Raw genomic sequence first — 16,409 nt, 5'->3', positions numbered from 1 at the left:
GAAACAGTGCCACCAGAGCCGGAAGGACTCATACGGTTTGCTGTAACGATGTGCCGGTGTGACCGCAGGACGGGTCGCGGTCGCACCGGAAATGACTGACAGCAGACCGTATCACTCGAGGACGTGGACTCGGTCGGCGTCGATTCCGAGCGAGACGGTTTCGTCGGCCGCTGGTTGGTACTGGCCGTCGACCCGCACCGTCGCTGACGTCCCGTCGGGGAGTTCGACTGCGAGGTCGGTTCGTTCCCCGAGGAAGGTCGCATCGACGACGGTCGCCTCGATCGGACCGCCGACGTGAACGTCCGTCGGTCTAACGGCGACCGTCACCTCGCCCGTCGCGTCCGTGTCGACCTCGAGTTCGGTGAATCCGAGGTCGACTCGGTTCCCGTCGGCCGTTCCGGTCAGCAGGCTCGACGTGCCGACGAAGTTGGCGACGAACTCGTTTTCGGGCCGGCGGTAGACGTCGGCCGGCGAACCGATCTGTTGCAGTCGGCCGTCGGCGAGCACCGCGATCCGATCGCACATCGCCATCGCCTCCTCCTGGTCGTGAGTGACGTACAGCGCCGTGACGTCGAGATCGTCGAGTAACGACCCCAGTTCGTCGCGAAGCCGGCGTTTGAGCTCGGCGTCGAGGCCGGTCATCGGCTCGTCGAGCAACAGGACGTGGGGTTCGATCGCGAGCGCTCGAGCCAGGCCGACTCGCTGTTGTTGGCCGCCGGAGAGCGTTGCGGGATTGCGGTCGGCCAGTTCGGCGATATCGAGCATCGCGAGCAGGTCGTCCGCACGCTCTCGACGGGTTTCCGGCCCGACGCCGTGCATCCTCGGACCGAAGGTGACGTTCTCGCGGACGGTCATCGTCTCGAACAGCGCGTACGACTGGAAGACGAGCCCGACGTGTCGTCTCTCCGGCGGGACGTGGGTGACGTCGGTGCCGTCGAAGCGGACGTGACCCTCGGTCGGCGTCTCGAAGCCGGCGATCGTTCGCAACGTGGTGGTTTTTCCACAGCCGGAGGGACCGACGACGCCGAGCGTCTCGCCGTCGCGGATCCGGAGATCGATGCCGTCGACGGCGACTTCCTCGCCGTACGTTTTGGTGATCGCCTCGAGCGTGACGGAACTCACGGTCGATCACCTCGAAAGCCGAGGCGGTCGATTCCACGATACAGTCGCGGTCGGAAACGGGAGCGTGCTGTCATCGAGTATCACTCGCGGTGGTGAAGCCGTGATTGCCGAGCAGTTGTAAGGCGACGATGGCACAAACGACGATACAGAAGTAAATCGAGATCGCCGCGGCCGACTGGAGGTACGGTGCGTTCGAGATATTTCGAAAGAGAAACATCGAGAACGGCTCCGGGTCACCGGTGTGGACCATGTAGGTGAAGTTGAACTCCGCGGCGGCGAGCGTCCAGGTGATGATACAGCCGGCCAAGATGCCGTCTTTGGCCTGCGGGACGATGACCGTCAGGAACGCCCGCGGCCAAGACGCCCCGAGCGATCGCGCGCTCTCCTCGAGTCGAACCAGATCCATCGACTGAAACGAACTCTGGACGGTCAACACCATGTACGGCGATTTCAGCAGGCAGTAGCCGACGACGAGGACGAGCGCCGACCCGCGATAAGAGGGGTACGTCCGCAGGAACGCGATCCCGAGGATCACGCCGGGGACGAGCGGCAAGATCGCGAGGGTGTTCACCCAGTCGTGGGCGACGAAGTCGTACCGCGAGAGTGCGTACGCGATCGGAACGCCGACGAGAACGTTCAACACCATTCCGCCGGTCGCGACCGCCAAGCTGAACGCGAGTCCGGGCACCGCGTTCGTCCGAACGCCGTAGTCGCCCAGCCCGAGCACGTGGCGCCAGTGGTCGAGCGTGACGAATCCGCGCGGAACGAGCCCCGTCGCCGTCTCGGCGAACGAGAAGACGACCGTCGTCACGATCGGGACGACCAACACCGCGATCGTGAGAGCGACGACCGCCACGACGAGCGGTCGCCCGAACCGGGTCGAGTACGATGGCACGGCGTCGGACCAGTCGGGCTCGGCCGTCGCCTCGGATCCGTCGCGGTCGGTCGTGCCGGCCGAATCGGCGATGCGTTCACCCGCCATCGTCAGATCTCCACCGCCTTCGAGTCGACGAAGCGGAGGCCGGCGAACGTAAACGCGATCAGGAACGCGGCGTAGACGAGCCCGATCGCGCCGGCGATCTGGGTGTTGAATCCGACGCCGAGTTCGTAGTCGACCCGAAGCGTCACGACGGCGAGCGCCTGGAGGACGAGGACCGTCCCGAAGATAGCCAGCGCGGACCGGAACGTCAGGATGAACGCCGCGACGATCCCCGGACGGATCTCCGCCAGCGTGACGTGATAAAACGTCTCGAGCGGCGTCGCGCCGAGGGATCTCGCGGCCTCCTCGGCACGGGTATCGACCTCCGCGTACGTCCCGCGAAGCACCATCGTCGCCCGTGGCACGAGCGAGTAGACGTACCCCAGAAAGAGCCCGAAGACGGTCGTCGCCGTCGCGAGGTCGATCGGACTCGAGCCGGTAAAGAAAGCGGCCGCGTTGGTCAGGAGCCCTTGCCGGCCGAGCAGGACGATGACCATGAACGCGACGACGATCCCCGGTAACGCGATAGGGAACGAAACCGCCGCGACGAGGACGCGCTCGAAGGGAAGCGAGTACTTCTCGATTGCGTGGGCGATCGCGACGCCGAGCGCGACGCTGACGAGCGTCGCCGCGGTCGCAAACCACAGGGTGTTCCAGGCGATCTCGCGGTAGACCGGTTCGGCGAGGAGCGTCTCCCACGCGGCGAGACTCCACCCGGCGTTCTCGAGGTTTTCGGCCGAGAGGCTCATTCGCGCCATCACGACGAGCGGGACGAACCCCGCGAACGTCGCGAGGACGAAAAACGGCAGGCACATGATCGCGATCCGCCGTCGCTCGCGCTCGCGTTCGGTTGCCGGAAACGCGATCGAGCGTGCGCCCGCAGACAGCCGGCGAATACGTCGCGTGCGAGAGCGCTGAACCGACATCGAATCCTCACTGAGCGCCCTGAAGGGGCGTCCGTTCGGTGATCTCCTGTTGGATCGCCTCCTGGTTTTCGACCAGTTCCTCCTGGTCGAGCGCGAACTCGGCGGCGTCGTAGTCGGCCTGGTCGGGGAACTCCGCTGGCTGATCGAGTTCGTCCGCCCGAATCGGTCGGACGAAGGCGTCGAAAAACACCTCCTGGCCTTCGAGCGTGAGCACGTAGTCCATAAAGAGTTTCGCCGCCTCGGGGTTCGGCGCGTTCTCGAGTAACGCGTAGCCGTAGGGCACGTTCATCGCGCCGTCCTCGCCGTTCGGGCCGGTGAGGATCGCTACCTCGAGTTGGCTCTCATCGATCTCGTCGACGTTGTACTTCATGTTCAACCCGGAGTAGTCGTATTCGACGACGGTCGAAATCTCGCCGCTCGTGACGTCACCCTCGATGTTCCGGCGGAAATCCGCCCCGTGTTCGTGGATCTCCTCGTGGTACTCGATGAGGGGGTCGAGATTCGACACCGAGCCGCCGTAGGCGTTGTTGACCGACAGCGCCGAAGCGAGGCCGTTCGCGGTGTGTGGCGGCGTAAAGGCGAGGTCCTGGGCGATATCCGGGTGTTTGAGGTCTTCCCACGTTTCGGGGGCGTCCAGACCGCGCTCCTCGTAGACGTCCGCCCGGTACGTGACGGCGGTCGTCATCTGTCTGGTCGCCGTCACGTGGCCGTTGTTCGTTTTGAGTTCGTCCGGCACGGCGTCCCAGTTCGCCGGCTTGTACGCCGTCGTCAGCCCGTCGTTCATCGCCTCCAGGGCGAAGGAGTAGCCGCCGTTGAACGCGGAGTGGGTCGGATTTCCGGCGTTCGATCGCGCGTCCTGGAGCGCCTCGCCCGAGGATCCCTGTGCGTCGTAGAGCGCGACGCCGTACTCGGCCTCGAAGTTCTCCATCACCGCGTCCCAGTTCGACCAGCCGGTCTGAACGGCGTAGATTCGCAGTTCATCCGGGAACGCCGAAGCGCTCACGATCGTCTGGTGTTCGTCGTAGCCGACGTCGTACTCCTCGCCCGACACGTCGCCGTCACTGCCACCGTCGCCATCGTCGTTTCCGCTCGAGCTACCGTTGCCCCCGTTGCCCCCAGTGTCGGTGGTATCACCGTTGCCGTCGTCGTCGCTCAGACAGCCCGCGAGTAGTCCGAGACCGGTGGCACCACCGAAAAGAACGCGCCGCCGAGTCGCGTTCGGAGTTGAATCCGTCATCGACCGTACGGCTCGTGCGTTATTATTAGTCTGTTGCTAATTCCACTATATTGGGGTGTGGACCGGACATACGGCTACGGAGGACTATGCGACGAAACGTAGTTACGGACTGGTTGTCTCTTCATTTGGTCCTGATTCGAATCGCGGTTCCCGCTTACTCGAGTAAATCCTCGAGCAGTCGATCTTCGGTCAGGACGGCGTCGACGACCGTTCGGCCGGCGTCGGTCAGTTCGTACCCCTCCTCCCGATCGGCGACGAAGTACTCCCGAAGCTGTCTGAGGTGGTAGTTGAACTGCCCCTTGTCCTCCGTCGATACCGACGCACGGAGCGTCGAGTACGCGATCGGTTCCTCGCGCTCCGCGAGCGCGAGGAGGATCTGCAACCGGTTGGGTTCCGAGAGCACCGAGAGCGTCTCCGAGACGGGCTCGAGTGACGACCGGGCGGGCGTTCGAACGAGGTCGTCGCCCGCGACGAACCGATCGTCCAGCGGCGTCCAGTTTCGCCCCGTCTTCCCGACGTATCGCCCTGTCGGCCGGACGAGTCCGTTGTTGGCGAGTTGCTCGAGACAGTGAGCACACCAGCCGCCGACTCTCGAGGCGGCGAACGTCGCCGTAAATAGCGCCGGTGGAACGCCGACGCCGTGGAGCAACGCGGCGGCGTAGAACTCGACCGTCGCCCGAACGTCCCGCGTCGGCATCCGTTCGGAGAGTACCCCCTCCGCGACCGTCTCGAACTCCCGGATGCTCTCGAGGAGGTCGTCCTCCCCCGCTCGCTCGTAAAACCGTTCCGCGGCGGCCGCGAGCACGGCCGCCCGCGGATCGCGGACGCGGTAGATTCGGTGACCGAACCCCTCGAGTCGTTCGCCGGCCTCGAGTCGCTTACGGACGTAGCGCTCCCCATCCCCGGCGTCGTGGACCTCTCGGAGCGTCGCGAAGACCGAATCGAGGTTGCCGCCGTGGCGAGGGCCTTTGAACGAGCCGACGGCCGCGGTGATCGCCGAGACGAGGTCGGACTCGGTGGAGACGACCGTCCGCGCGGTGAACGTCGACGGGTTGAGCCCGTGTTCGAGGACCGTGACGAAGAACGTCTCGAGGCCGCGGCGTTCGGCGGGTGTCGGCTTCTCGCCGGTGAGCAGGTACAGGTAGTTCGCGACGTGATCCAGGTCGGGACGGGACTCGATGGGTTCCTGGCCCCGCTGGTAGCGCCAGTAGGTGGCGACGATCGTCGGAACGACCGCCACGAGGCGTAACACCACCTGCCGAACCGGCTCCGCCGCGACGGGGACCTCCGTCCCGGTTATCACCGACGCGTTCTGAGCCGTGTCCATCGTCTCGAGGGGGACGGCCGCGACGCCCATCCGAACGGCGTCCATCGGCGAACCGTCGGCTCGAGCCGCCTCGCGGAGGAGGTCGTCCACGACCGGTGGGAGTGCCCGCCGGGCCGAAAGCGCCTCACGGAACCGCTCGAGTTCGTCGGCCGTCGGCAGTCGCCCCTCGAGGAGCAAAAAGAGACTCTCCTCGTAGCCCGCGTTTGCCGCGAGCTCCTCGATGGGATAGCCACGAACGATCAACTCGCCGGCCTCGCCGTCGACGTCACAGAGTTTCGTCTCGGCGACAGTAATCGACTCGAGTTCCGGATCGAACACCGATGGCACCACGATGGCTCCACGGTCGCCTTCTGCGCTCGTAAGACTACCGGACAAGCGTAGCGATGCGATGCCGTCGGGCGACGTCGCAATCGATCAGGACTCGAGGAGGGCTCCGAGCGCGCCGGCGATCGCGCTCTCGATGGCCAGCACGAACGAGAGGACGATGGCGACGGCGAAAATACCGATTCCGGCGACCCCGGAGATCAGCCCGCCGACGGGGCCGCCGGCCCAGCCGGCGACCCCGACGACGAGCGCCAGCAGTAATCCGGTCACGATCCCCCCGAACGCGCCCGCGAGCAACCCGTGCCAGAAGCCTCGCCCGAGTCCGCCACCGGCGAGGTAGCCGGCGACGAAACCGCCGACGAGTCCCGCCGCGAGCTGGCCGACGCCGGGTAACGTGAGTCCAATCGCCCCTAGTACGGTGATGACGAGAAAGCCGATGATGACGGCACGCCAGTCGGTCATGGCGGTCCTATGGCGACCAGGAGGAATAACATCACGGTCGTCGTTCTGTAGCAACAACGGCAACAATTGACACACTGATCGCCGACACGTCTGGCGAGCAGGTGTGTACTGACGTGCAGTGGCTACTATATCCCGTCTCGAGCATTTCACGAGCGATCGCTCGAGACTGTGGCCAGCGCGGCTCATAACGAACGACCTTTTACGGTGGCGCATCCTACGACGGAGTATGATTTTCGAAGACCTTCCGACGACGCCCACGTCGGAAGAGCTGATCGACAAGGCGTTCTCGCGGGCGGCGCGTGCCGGGCGGGCCCAGGGGGGACTCGACGCCCAGCAGTCGATGCTCCAGACGGCGGCGAACATCATCTCGGACAATCTCGAGAACGTGGTGACGGCCTGGCCGGACTTCGCGTACGAGGACGACGTCCACCCGTTTTACTACGAACTCGCGGATGCGATCGTCGACGTCGACGAGCTCCGTCAGAGTCTCTCGGAGGTGATGTGGGCCAGCAGGAAGGCCCGCGAAATCCACGAGGAGTACCAGTCGAAGCTTCGGAAGACCGACGTCGACACGGCTCGAAAGCACCGCAAACAGGCGTTCGCACGGCTTGCCGACATCGTCGAACAGGTCGACGACGAACTGTTGTATATCAACAAATCCCGCAACGACCTTCGGGACCTCCCGGAGATCGATCCCGAGGAGCCGACGATCGTCGTCGCCGGCTATCCGAACGTCGGCAAATCCTCGCTCGTCAACGACGTCACTAACGCTCGCGGTGAGACCGCTTCCTACCCGTTTACGACGAAAGGTATTGGAGTCGGCCACTTCGAGCGAGATCACATCCGCTACCAGATCGTCGACACGCCCGGCCTCCTCGACCGTCCGCCGGCCGAGCGAAACGAGATCGAATCCCAGGCGGTCAGCGCGATCGAACACCTCGCCGACTGCATGCTCGTCGTCCTCGATCCGAGCGGCGAGTGTGGCTACCCACTCGAGTCCCAACTCGAACTTCGGGACGCGATCGCGGCCCGATTCGAGGCCGTTCCCGTCCTCACCGTCGCGAACAAAGTCGACCGGGCGGAGGTCTGGACCGACGACGCAGTCGCGGAGATGAACGACGACTACCGCATGAGCGTCGAAACCGGCGAGAACGTCGAGACCGTCCTCGAGGCGGCGATCGAGGCGATCGACTACGAACCGAAGCTTCCCTTCGAGGGGTGACGATGAAGAGTCCGGGAATTCTCTGGATGCTCCAGACCGCCGCCGGGCTCTCGATGGCCGGCCCGATGTTCATCGTCGGCGCCGAGTTCGTTCGAACGGGACGAATCGCCGCCGGCGTCGGGATGTTCGCGATCGGACTCGTCGCGCTGTATCTCCCGACGTATCTCGTCAACAAAATCGGCGGGCCGCGAACCTGGATTCGACGTCGACTCGGACGTACCGACGTCGCCTCGAGCGAGGTGGAATCCGAGAGTCGACAGCCGGACGATGGGAGCGAACGGTCGCTCTCGAGTCCGCTCGACCGGTTTCGAAACCGCTGACCGTCTCGTCCCACGGTCGGAGTCGCCCAACAGCCAAACGGACGTTCTACAACCGGAGTCGTCCCACGGTCGGACGGTTACAGCCTCGTTCTGACGGTCACCCACCCTCCCGCTCGAGAAGGCCCATATACCTGATCTCGACGTCGACGGGACCCTCCGCGTGTTGGTTGATTCGCTCGTGTAACGTATCGGCCAACTCCGGCGGCGGCTCCTCCGGAGTCCCACCGATCGTCACGATCACCCGCTCCGGGCTCTGGAACGGATAGTCCTGGTCCATAATCACCTCGAGCTCGAGGAGCTGGTACTGGGCGAACTCCCCGTCTTCGAGGGCGAGTTCGACCTCGCCTCGAGCGTTCTCCTCGAACGACGCGACGGCGAACGACGAGTAGGTGATCGCCCCGAGGAAGACGGTAAAGACGAGGACGATCACGCCGAAGCCGACGATGCGCCGGCGGACCCGCTCTTCGGTCGGGCCGAGCGAGAACAGGTTCTCCGGTCGGTAGCCGGCGTACCACAGCGTGAGCAAACCCGCGAGGTTAACCGAGAGTACGTTCACCAATACGAGCACGGTCGAACCGATCGCCGCCGAGGGCTGTCCCCAGGCCATGGCGATACCCGCCGCGGCCGCTGGCGGGATCAACGCCGCGGCGATCATGACGCCGACGAGCGCGACCGACGTCCCGGTCGCGATGCTGATGATCCCCGCGACGCCGGCACCGAGTGCGATCGCCAGCGAGAGGAGATCCGGAGCGAGCCGCTCGGAGATCTCGTCGACGTCGCCGATGGCAAGACCGGGCGGGACGACGTTGGTCACTCGAACCAGCCAGGCGAAGATCGCGGCCGCGGCGATCGCGAGGACGATACCGACGAACTGGTAGCGGATACTCTCGAAGAACAGTTCCTCGTCGTCGATCACGGTCCCGACGCTCGCGCCGAGTGCCGGCCCGATCAGCGGCGCGATCACCATCGAACCGACGACGACCGCCGGCGAGTCGAGCAAGAGCCCGGCCGTCGCGACGACGGAGCTGATGACCGTCATGATCGCGTACACCGCAAACGTCGGCGTCAACGACTCCGCCTCGGCCTGCAGCTCCTGTCTCGAGATCCGGTCGGACTCGACGTCGCCGTTCTCGTACTCCTCACGAAGCGACTCGAACCGCCGAGAGACCACCGTCTCGGCGTCGACGACGACCGTGTATGCGTCCTCGTCGATCCCCGCCTCCTGGAGCTCGTCGAGGACCGCCTCGACCGCCGGCGACGGCAACGGGAAGTAGACGACAGCCGTGTAGTCGCGATTGCTATCCTCGTCGGTCACGACGTAGTCGATCCCCCGGTCGTCCAGCGTCTCGAGGATCGTCTCTCGCTTACCCGTCGGAACCGTCAGCTGTACGAGCCGCACAGTACACCCTGAGACGGTGGGGGGTCATAACTTTCAGTCATCGACGACGAGTAGCGATGGCGCGTCGGCGCGGATGGACAGTCGACTCGAGCCGTGACGCCACATATATCCTCGAGACGATCCAACGGTCGGTATGTTCGAGACACGTCCCAACCGCGAGGGCGAGGTCGCGCTGGTCGGTCGCTCCAACGTCGGGAAGTCGACGCTCATGCGCGAACTGACCGGCCACAGCTTCGACACCGGCGGCAAACCCGGGGTCACTCGCGACCCCAACCACTACGACTGGGCGCCCGAGGACTTCGTCATCACCGACCTCCCCGGCTTCGGCTTCATGAGCGGCGTCGACGAAGAGTACCGCGAGGAGATCAAGACCAACATCGTCCACTACCTGGAGGAGTACGCCGACAACGTCCTCGTCGCAATCTTGGTCGTCGACGGCAAGAGCGTGATCGACATCATCGACCGCCACTCCGGCCCCGACGAGATTCCCTACGACGTCGAGATGTTTCACTTCCTGCGCGATCTCGGCATCCCGACCGTCGTCGCCGTCAACAAGATGGACAAAGTCGACGACCGCGACGAGCGGCTGAACGCCCTCTGCGATCGCCTCGGCCTGCTCCCACCCTGGAAGCAGTGGCAGGGGACGATCGCACCCATCAGGGCCAAACAGGGAAAAATCGAGCCACTGAACGAGGCCGTCCGCGACCACCTCCACGAGCAAGAGCGGGACGATCTGTTCAAATTCTTCTAAACAACCTTTTGCTCTGCGGGCGCGGCAAAGCCGCGCCCTCGGCAAAACGTTGATGAAAAGCCTCCTCCCTCCCCGCCAGCCGCGCACGGCGCGGCTGTTGGGTCGGTCGTCGGCCCGCTCACGGCGTTGCCGTTCGCGGTGAAACCGGTGTATCGCCTGCCCTTCCCCGGGTCGCGCGCCTCTCGCAGTCGCTCGAGGCGCGCTCCCGGCCACAGCACTCACCGGGGTCGGGCGGGGGTTCTCGAGGGTCGAGCGGGTTCACATCCTCGAGCGGATGACGCTCTCGAGGCGGGGTCGATCCCGGTTTCGTCGACGGTCGCCTCGAGCAGATGTGCGCCGTTCTCGAGTTCGTGCTCGAGGGCCGTCACTCGCTCGCGCAGGGTCTCGAGTTCGGCGGTCGTCTGCGTGCGATGCGTTCGGTTCGGACTGCGGCGTGCTCGTGGCTGCTGTCGGATAGTGACGTGTAGTCGGCCCGCTCACTCCCTGCGGTCGTTCGCGGTGAATTCGGTGTAACGCCTGCCTTTCTCGGGTCGCGAAAGCGTGGTGGGCCTGTTGGGCTCGAGCAGTGCCGGCCGTTAGGCATCGTGCTCGCGTCGGCCGCCGTCAGCCAGCACTGCGGGTCGGTCGGCCGGAGCGACTGGGCGCGTCGGGCGGTAGGCACACTGTCGGCCGGGGTAGTACCGCCGGGCCAGGACCGCCGCGGCGTTGGCGTCGGCGTCGATGGTCTCGACGTGACAGTCAGGGTTCGTACAGTGGAACGTCTGGCTCTGCACTCGAGCGCCGATGACCCCACAGGCGTGACACTCCTGGGAGGAGTACCGTTCTGGAACCGTTACGACCTCGAGGCCGTACTCGGCGGCCACCCAGCGAAGCCGGCGGTGGGCGGCCGGGATGAGCCACGCCGTCCCGCGGTGTGCGTCGGGGTCGGTCAGCCACGCCCAGAGGTCGGTCTCGTGGTTGCTATCCTCGGTGACCAGGACGGGATCGGCGGATTGAGTTGCGTACTCGCAGATCGTTTGTGCCGCCTCGTCGATCTCCTCGAGGAGGGCGTCACGACGGTCCCGTACGTAGGCGACGATGGTCTCGCGGCCGTAGTCGCTGCCGAGCAGGGCGGCGGCCTGTGCGCGCAACTCGTCGAGTTCGGCACAGACGTCGTCGCCGTCGACCGCGTACGCGCCGGTGTCGTCCGGTATCGTCGCCGGGCAGGCAGTGTAGAGGTTGTACTCGCCGATATCGACGCCGATCGCGGTGCGGTCGTTAGCCATCGCGACCACCGCGGGGTGTAGTTTCTGGCTCGAGGATGTCGTCAGGGGTTGCGGTATCGGTGGGGTGGGTGGTGGCGGTGGGCTGGGTGATGGTGGTGTCGCGTTGCTCGAGGTCCTGACACCGATTGTTGGTGGTGAGTTGTGGGCTTCCGTGTCTCGAGTCGCCACGGACCATCAGCGGCTACCTCCTGTTGGCTCGATGCAAATCGCGTCGTCACTTGCTACGAGAATTTCGGCGTAGTGAGTTGTGGGTGGGCGGGTCGGTATCTTCGCGGTAAACTGAGTGGTACGCTGATCAGTGTGGACAGGCGATACTCCTGGCTCGTGAGCCCTACAGTTATGGGCTCGGAAGCTGTCGTTTCGCATGGGTCGTTCGATCCCTGTAGGGGAGATGACCCGCCCCGACGTGCTGGTACCACGTCGGACCTTTCAGGCCCGAAAGGGCAGGTCACTGCTCTTGTTATCGCGTAGACCACTAATAATTTACTGTGGAGTACACAGTAGAAGTGTAGGAATTGGTTGTATATTTATAAGAACACACTCTGTATAACCGCTCATCGATACTACTATGAGTTCCACAGTGACACCAATGAGCGTGGTAAGACAGCGAGCTGAGTGGATGCGTCCAGTTGACGAAAAAATACTCGAGACGATGCGTGATGAAGGGAATATGACTCCCAACGCGCTCGAGCAACTGGATGTGACTGTTGCCAACTACGCAAGCAACCGTCTATCGAAGATGGCTGATTATGGCCTCGTCGAGCGTGTAGCTCAAGGACTCTATCGGATCACCGACGAGGGAGAGGCATTTCTCAATGAAGAACTCGACGCGAGCGAACTCGAGTCGGTTGACGACCTCGAGTAGGATATCTACTCAGAACGCGGCTACCGGATGGTGAATACAGGATCTATTATTCATGCGGTCTGGTTGTGATTTGAGACATATCCTACGCGAAGAGGATACTGAAGAAGCGTTATGGGATTCTTGATGACGGGAACTAGTTATGGGCACAAATAATTGCCGTTCCTGTTCATATTCGTGAACAGAGTTTCTTGACGTACGATCCTTGGGATCCGTTCAAACAAGAAGTTATGAGCGGAAAGTTACTTCAAATTGTGGTCCAATCACGAATTATGATGTTGGAGTTAGGGAGAATGATTGGCTATACAATCACAAAATCGTATTCAATACTTCTAAATAGTATGAAAATTGTTAACTCTTTCAGATTCATAATTCTACTATTCATTTCTTTCATAATAGCTGATTTTTTATATGGTGGACTAAATATGATACAGCAATTGGACGACCATATATCGAACTATGAGGGATCTATTGCGGTTCTTCTCTCAGCATTACTAGTCTTGTTGTATAATAAACAACAACGGATTCAAAACTCTCAAAAAGATATTTTAGAGAAACAAGCTGACTTCCAAGAGACCCAGCATCAGCCAGTATTAGTATTTGAGGATATTTTTATTTCTGAAGACAATTTTGAGGCACTAATCAAAAATATCGGGAACGGACCGGCACTCAATATGCACCTATTCATGGGATCCGGCGAACCTGATCAGGACCCCCAGAGATCACGTAATTACACTAAATTCTCTAATGGACATGGACTGAATACAATCCTCCCCTCTTCAGAAGCTGATCTCTATTCAGTTGAGATAAAATACGAAACGTTTCCTCATGATAGTCATGTGAATAATCGTGTCAAATCCATTGCTGAGAATTACCAATTGAGTGCAACACGAATTGAAAGTAGACCTGCAGTGTATCTAACATATGATGATCTTTCTGGTGAGACACATTATGTGGAATTATTGAAAACAATTGAAAATATATCTGGAGAAACATATGAAGAGTATTTCGAAAAATCGGACATACATGACTTGACAACCAATCGAAAAGATGTGTCTATTTCTGAAATAGCTCTTGATGAGTTTGGCACATAATATTTGGATTCTCTCTGAACTCCAACGTTTCCACAGCTACCATAGCGGTGGTAGGGCGGTTGGTTTGTTGCTCTGGCCTTAGCCACATCTGCCAACCCACAAACCCATTCCCACCATACGTTCCGACACCGACTTTTTCCAACCACAGCCTCGAGTGCCGACGCAAAATCGCGGCGACAGATTGTTTTATCGGCGGCCGAATTCGACGGTATGGTCGGCCTCGAGCGCGGAACCGTCGAACTCGTCGCCTATGACGAGGGCTGGCGTCGGGCGTTCGAGACCGAAGCCGAGCGACTGCGCGACGCGGTCGGCGAGCGGGTCGCGACGATCGAACACGTCGGGAGCACGGCGATCGAGGGCATGGTCGCGAAGCCGATCGTCGACGTCTTGCTTGTCACCGACACGCTGGACGGAGACGAGGCGTGGTGGATCGACCGACTCGAGGCCAGCGGCTACGCGTTTCGGCCGAACGACCCCGTTTCGGATCGGCTCTTCTTCGCGAAGGGTCCGGAAGACGACCGCACACACTACGTCTCGGTGACCGAACGCGGGAGCGACACGCACCGCGAGCAACTCCTGTTTCGCGACTATCTCCGGGCGAATCCGGCGAAAGCCGACGAGTACGCCCAACTAAAGCGGGAGCTGGCGGCCGACTATCCCGACGACCGATCCGCCTACACCGAGCGGAAGTCGCGGTTCGTGCGAAGTGTACTCCAGAGTGCACGGGAGGAGGCCGAGAGCCCTAACGAGGCGAACACTCGAGAGCCCTGACGGACTCGAAGGCGGCGAAAACAGCAGGGAAACGCGAGGGCAGATCCTCGCGTCCGAGCGGCGGGACGGGGCCGAACGATCGTCGCGCAGATGGGCGGGCGCGACGGCGCGTACCTATGAGCGACGTTCGGGTCCGTCCCTGAACGGGCGCCGGTCGGCCGCACCGACCGGATGGCCGCGGGTGGATCCGCTCGAGGGAGACTAACCGGGCCGGGCGATCCGGTCAGACGTTCCCGTTGACGATGTCGGCGACGCGCTGGCGGTCGAACAGCCGTTCGTCCGCCGGGATGTCGACCGAATCTCCCGGCCACTCGCCGAACCGGTCGGGGTAGACCTGCTTGGCGAGCGCCTCCGTCGAGAACAGGTGCGTGATCGGTCCCATGAACTGGCCGGACGAACGGACGACGTTGCCGTTCTGAACGGCCGACAGGTGGCTCCCCGACGGGTTATCCTCGAGCGGTTCGACGACCTGGGACTGCCACTCCTCGCCGGTCATCGACGAGAGAGTGAAGGCGGCGATGTAGTCCGGGTCGAGGTCGAGCAGCGTCTCGTAGCCGACCGTACCCTCGGGCTCGAGACCCGACTCGGCGAACGCATCGCGCATGCCCAGATCGTGGAAACTCCGGGCGTCGTTTCGCTTCCGGTGGATGGGCGCCGGGAAGAAATCGCCGGATTCGGCGTGGATCCCGCGCCAGGAGACGGCGACGGTCGGCCCCTCGCCGTCCGGGAGATTCGATTCGATCTCGCCCATAAACTCGTCGTGGAGGTCGACCCACGCCTCGTACCGGGCCTGTCGCTGGAAGATCTCGGCGATCCTCTCGAACAGCTCGTACAGCGTGTAGTAGGGGTCCTCGCCCTCGTAGTCGTTGCGGATGTACGATCCCAGGATCGGGGCGACCGCCTGCTCGATCTCGGCCATGTCCTCGGCGGTCCAGTTCGAGTAGAACTGAAGCATCCGCGGATCCGCCAGAACGACGTCTGGATCGACCTCGTAGAAGATCTCCTTGTCGTAGTTGCGGGCGGATTCGCCCTCACCGTACTGGAAGATCTCGTCGGGATCGTGCTCGACACCCGGCAACTGGTCGTAGAACTTGTAGGGCTTGCGCTCGGGATAGGCGTGGGCGTCCGCCTGGATACCGAGCGACATCGCCATGTCCTCCGCCGCGCCGGGGATCGTGAAGAACGTCTCCGGCACTTCCTCGAACGTGTGACAGCCGGCGGGCTCGATACACACCTCGTAGGGTTCGATCTCCCCGCTTTCAGCACCGTTCCCGCCGGATTCGCTACTCGTTTCGGCCGTTTCGCTCGTCTCGGAACTATCATCCTCCCCCCTCGAATCGTCGTCGCCCAGACAGCCGGCAACGCCGGCTGCCACGAGCGTCGCACTCGAGGTGAGTACGCGCCGTCTGTGTACCATAGCGAATTTAGGTTAACCTAAAATGTTAAAACGTATTGATTTAGGCCAGCCTAAGCACTGGCCGGAGGAGAACGTGCCAATAGAAGTGAGCGAAGAGCCGACGAGGACGAACGGCCGCTACTCGCCGAGGTGCTTGCCCGCACTCGAGTCGGCGTATCGTGACGAATGCAGTTCCGGAGAATCCGAATAGCGGTTACGCTGTCGGCCCAGCGGCCTCGATCGCCTCGAGGCCGAACGTCACGTTGTCCTCGGGGAGGTCGCTCTCGCGGAGGTCACGCGACGCGTACCACCGCCAGTCGTCCGGGCTCACTTCGCCGTCGGCCGGCGCGATATCGCGGCTCGGAACCGTCGCGTAGTAGATCAGGTCGATGTGCTGGTGGCCGACCTCGCCGTCGTGGACGTTGATATCGTAGAGCATCTGGTGGTGGGGCTGTGGAAGCGGGCGCCCGTCGGGCGAGTCGACCGCCGCCGGCTCGGCCAGCAGGGTGGGCTCGAGGCCGGTCTCCTCTCGGACCTCCCGAATCGCGGCGCGGTGGGGGAGTTCGTCCCGGTCGACGTGGCCGCCCGGCGGGAGCATCAGGTCCAGTCGCTTGTGGTCGTGAAGGGCGGTCGCTCCGTCGTTGACGATGTAGACGGTCGACGTGAAGTGACGCGTCGTTTCCATACCGGCGAGAGGAAACGGGGGACCGTAACTGTCGGCCATCCGCGGTGGAACTGAAACCGGCGCCGAACCAGATTACGTCGACGACAGGCGGATCACGCCGGACCCAGCCGCGTTCGCATCCGCAGACACTCGAGTCTCACGCTCTCTTGGATCTCGAGGGAGACCGTCTCGCAACTCTCGTCGTTCGTAGAAGCCGGTCGCGTTCCGCGAGGCGGTGAGTTCGAGCGTCCCGGATCACGGCCTTCGGCCGTTTGCTCTCCGCGACGC

17 protein-coding genes are annotated in these 16,409 nt (G+C 62.7%); 6 read left to right on the top strand and 11 right to left on the bottom strand.

Features of this window, described 5'->3' with window-relative positions; translation table 11 throughout:
- Positions 1 to 111: 111 nt before the first annotated feature.
- The 6 genes from AB7C87_RS06705 to AB7C87_RS06680 form a co-directional block, all read right to left on the bottom strand.
- Positions 112 to 1,122, bottom strand: coding sequence for an ABC transporter ATP-binding protein (locus tag AB7C87_RS06705; RefSeq protein ID WP_369728654.1), 1,011 nt, complete (start codon positions 1,120 to 1,122; stop codon positions 112 to 114).
- A 70-nt stretch (positions 1,123 to 1,192) separates the two neighbouring features.
- On the bottom strand, positions 1,193 to 2,104 hold the full coding sequence (locus AB7C87_RS06700; RefSeq protein WP_369728653.1) for an ABC transporter permease: 912 nt from the start codon (positions 2,102 to 2,104) through the stop codon (positions 1,193 to 1,195).
- A gap of 2 nt (positions 2,105 to 2,106) precedes the next feature.
- Positions 2,107 to 3,027, bottom strand: coding sequence for an ABC transporter permease (locus AB7C87_RS06695; RefSeq protein ID WP_369728652.1), 921 nt, complete (start codon positions 3,025 to 3,027; stop codon positions 2,107 to 2,109).
- Between the two features lie 7 nt (positions 3,028 to 3,034).
- A complete protein-coding gene (locus AB7C87_RS06690; protein ID WP_369728651.1) occupies positions 3,035 to 4,264 on the bottom strand; it encodes an extracellular solute-binding protein in 1,230 nt (409 codons plus the stop codon).
- A gap of 154 nt (positions 4,265 to 4,418) precedes the next feature.
- Positions 4,419 to 5,918, bottom strand: a complete 1,500-nt coding sequence (locus AB7C87_RS06685; protein ID WP_369728650.1) for a citrate/2-methylcitrate synthase — start codon at positions 5,916 to 5,918, stop codon at positions 4,419 to 4,421.
- 87 nt (positions 5,919 to 6,005) lie between these two features.
- The gene (locus tag AB7C87_RS06680) at positions 6,006 to 6,377 is read right to left on the bottom strand and encodes a DUF5518 domain-containing protein (protein WP_369728649.1); all 372 of its coding nucleotides are present in this window, start codon (positions 6,375 to 6,377) and stop codon (positions 6,006 to 6,008) included.
- A gap of 226 nt (positions 6,378 to 6,603) precedes the next feature.
- On the opposite strand from AB7C87_RS06680, the gene AB7C87_RS06675 reads away from it, so the two are divergent.
- Together AB7C87_RS06675 and AB7C87_RS06670 are read left to right on the top strand one after the other, a co-directional pair.
- Positions 6,604 to 7,599 (top strand): NOG1 family protein, encoded by a 996-nt coding sequence (locus AB7C87_RS06675; RefSeq protein WP_369728648.1) that lies wholly within the window; start codon positions 6,604 to 6,606, stop codon positions 7,597 to 7,599.
- Between the two features lie 2 nt (positions 7,600 to 7,601).
- Positions 7,602 to 7,919 (top strand): hypothetical protein, encoded by a 318-nt coding sequence (locus tag AB7C87_RS06670; RefSeq protein WP_369728647.1) that lies wholly within the window; start codon positions 7,602 to 7,604, stop codon positions 7,917 to 7,919.
- A 97-nt stretch (positions 7,920 to 8,016) separates the two neighbouring features.
- On the opposite strand, the gene AB7C87_RS06665 is transcribed toward AB7C87_RS06670, so the two are convergent.
- Positions 8,017 to 9,318: a TIGR00341 family protein gene (locus AB7C87_RS06665; protein ID WP_369728646.1), complete on the bottom strand. Its 1,302-nt coding sequence runs from the start codon at positions 9,316 to 9,318 to the stop codon at positions 8,017 to 8,019.
- 133 nt (positions 9,319 to 9,451) lie between these two features.
- On the opposite strand from AB7C87_RS06665, the gene engB reads away from it, so the two are divergent.
- A complete protein-coding gene (gene engB, locus AB7C87_RS06660) occupies positions 9,452 to 10,069 on the top strand; it encodes a GTP-binding protein EngB (protein ID WP_369728645.1) in 618 nt (205 codons plus the stop codon).
- A 575-nt stretch (positions 10,070 to 10,644) separates the two neighbouring features.
- On the opposite strand, the gene AB7C87_RS06655 is transcribed toward engB, so the two are convergent.
- Together AB7C87_RS06655 and AB7C87_RS06650 are read right to left on the bottom strand one after the other, a co-directional pair.
- Positions 10,645 to 11,334 carry a zinc ribbon domain-containing protein gene (locus AB7C87_RS06655; RefSeq protein WP_369728644.1) on the bottom strand — a complete coding sequence of 230 codons (690 nt, stop codon included), beginning with the start codon at positions 11,332 to 11,334 and terminating at the stop codon, positions 10,645 to 10,647.
- Positions 11,327 to 11,509, bottom strand: a complete 183-nt coding sequence (locus AB7C87_RS06650; protein WP_369728643.1) for a hypothetical protein — start codon at positions 11,507 to 11,509, stop codon at positions 11,327 to 11,329. The genes AB7C87_RS06655 and AB7C87_RS06650 overlap by 8 nt, the downstream gene beginning before the upstream one ends.
- 393 nt (positions 11,510 to 11,902) lie before the next feature.
- Between AB7C87_RS06650 and AB7C87_RS06645 the strand changes: the two genes are divergently transcribed.
- The 3 genes from AB7C87_RS06645 (at position 11,903) to AB7C87_RS06635 (ending at position 14,061) form a co-directional block, all read left to right on the top strand.
- Positions 11,903 to 12,199, top strand: a complete 297-nt coding sequence (locus tag AB7C87_RS06645; RefSeq protein WP_502260046.1) for a winged helix-turn-helix domain-containing protein — start codon at positions 11,903 to 11,905, stop codon at positions 12,197 to 12,199.
- Between the two features lie 422 nt (positions 12,200 to 12,621).
- Complete coding sequence (locus tag AB7C87_RS06640) at positions 12,622 to 13,290, top strand: DUF8453 domain-containing protein (RefSeq protein ID WP_369728641.1); 669 nt, start codon at positions 12,622 to 12,624, stop codon at positions 13,288 to 13,290.
- A gap of 210 nt (positions 13,291 to 13,500) precedes the next feature.
- Positions 13,501 to 14,061 (top strand): GrpB family protein, encoded by a 561-nt coding sequence (locus tag AB7C87_RS06635; RefSeq protein ID WP_369728640.1) that lies wholly within the window; start codon positions 13,501 to 13,503, stop codon positions 14,059 to 14,061.
- 223 nt (positions 14,062 to 14,284) lie between these two features.
- Here AB7C87_RS06635 and AB7C87_RS06630 read toward each other — a convergent pair whose 3' ends face one another.
- Together AB7C87_RS06630 and AB7C87_RS06625 are read right to left on the bottom strand one after the other, a co-directional pair.
- Positions 14,285 to 15,478: an ABC transporter substrate-binding protein gene (locus AB7C87_RS06630; RefSeq protein ID WP_369728639.1), complete on the bottom strand. Its 1,194-nt coding sequence runs from the start codon at positions 15,476 to 15,478 to the stop codon at positions 14,285 to 14,287.
- A 193-nt stretch (positions 15,479 to 15,671) separates the two neighbouring features.
- Positions 15,672 to 16,142: an NUDIX hydrolase gene (locus tag AB7C87_RS06625; RefSeq protein ID WP_369728638.1), complete on the bottom strand. Its 471-nt coding sequence runs from the start codon at positions 16,140 to 16,142 to the stop codon at positions 15,672 to 15,674.
- Positions 16,143 to 16,409: the final 267 nt, after the last annotated feature.

The organism is Natrarchaeobius versutus (assembly GCF_041205745.1).
Classification (GTDB): Archaea; Halobacteriota; Halobacteria; order Halobacteriales; family Natrialbaceae; genus Natrarchaeobius; species Natrarchaeobius versutus.
This window is presented reverse-complemented; position numbering and strand designations above follow the sequence as displayed.

Coding starts and splice junctions, on each gene's coding strand:
- AB7C87_RS06635 (WP_369728640.1), top strand. CDS start 13,501: ATGGTCGGCCTCGAGCGCGGAACCGTCGAACTCGTCGCCTATGACGAG.
- AB7C87_RS06650 (WP_369728643.1), bottom strand. CDS start 11,509: ATGGTCCGTGGCGACTCGAGACACGGAAGCCCACAACTCACCACCAAC.
- AB7C87_RS06645 (WP_502260046.1), top strand. CDS start 11,903: ATGAGTTCCACAGTGACACCAATGAGCGTGGTAAGACAGCGAGCTGAG.
- AB7C87_RS06640 (WP_369728641.1), top strand. CDS start 12,622: ATGATACAGCAATTGGACGACCATATATCGAACTATGAGGGATCTATT.
- AB7C87_RS06630 (WP_369728639.1), bottom strand. CDS start 15,478: ATGGTACACAGACGGCGCGTACTCACCTCGAGTGCGACGCTCGTGGCA.
- AB7C87_RS06655 (WP_369728644.1), bottom strand. CDS start 11,334: ATGGCTAACGACCGCACCGCGATCGGCGTCGATATCGGCGAGTACAAC.
- AB7C87_RS06680 (WP_369728649.1), bottom strand. CDS start 6,377: ATGACCGACTGGCGTGCCGTCATCATCGGCTTTCTCGTCATCACCGTA.
- AB7C87_RS06695 (WP_369728652.1), bottom strand. CDS start 3,027: ATGTCGGTTCAGCGCTCTCGCACGCGACGTATTCGCCGGCTGTCTGCG.
- engB (WP_369728645.1), top strand. CDS start 9,452: ATGTTCGAGACACGTCCCAACCGCGAGGGCGAGGTCGCGCTGGTCGGT.
- AB7C87_RS06690 (WP_369728651.1), bottom strand. CDS start 4,264: ATGACGGATTCAACTCCGAACGCGACTCGGCGGCGCGTTCTTTTCGGT.
- AB7C87_RS06670 (WP_369728647.1), top strand. CDS start 7,602: ATGAAGAGTCCGGGAATTCTCTGGATGCTCCAGACCGCCGCCGGGCTC.
- AB7C87_RS06625 (WP_369728638.1), bottom strand. CDS start 16,142: ATGGAAACGACGCGTCACTTCACGTCGACCGTCTACATCGTCAACGAC.
- AB7C87_RS06700 (WP_369728653.1), bottom strand. CDS start 2,104: ATGGCGGGTGAACGCATCGCCGATTCGGCCGGCACGACCGACCGCGAC.
- AB7C87_RS06675 (WP_369728648.1), top strand. CDS start 6,604: ATGATTTTCGAAGACCTTCCGACGACGCCCACGTCGGAAGAGCTGATC.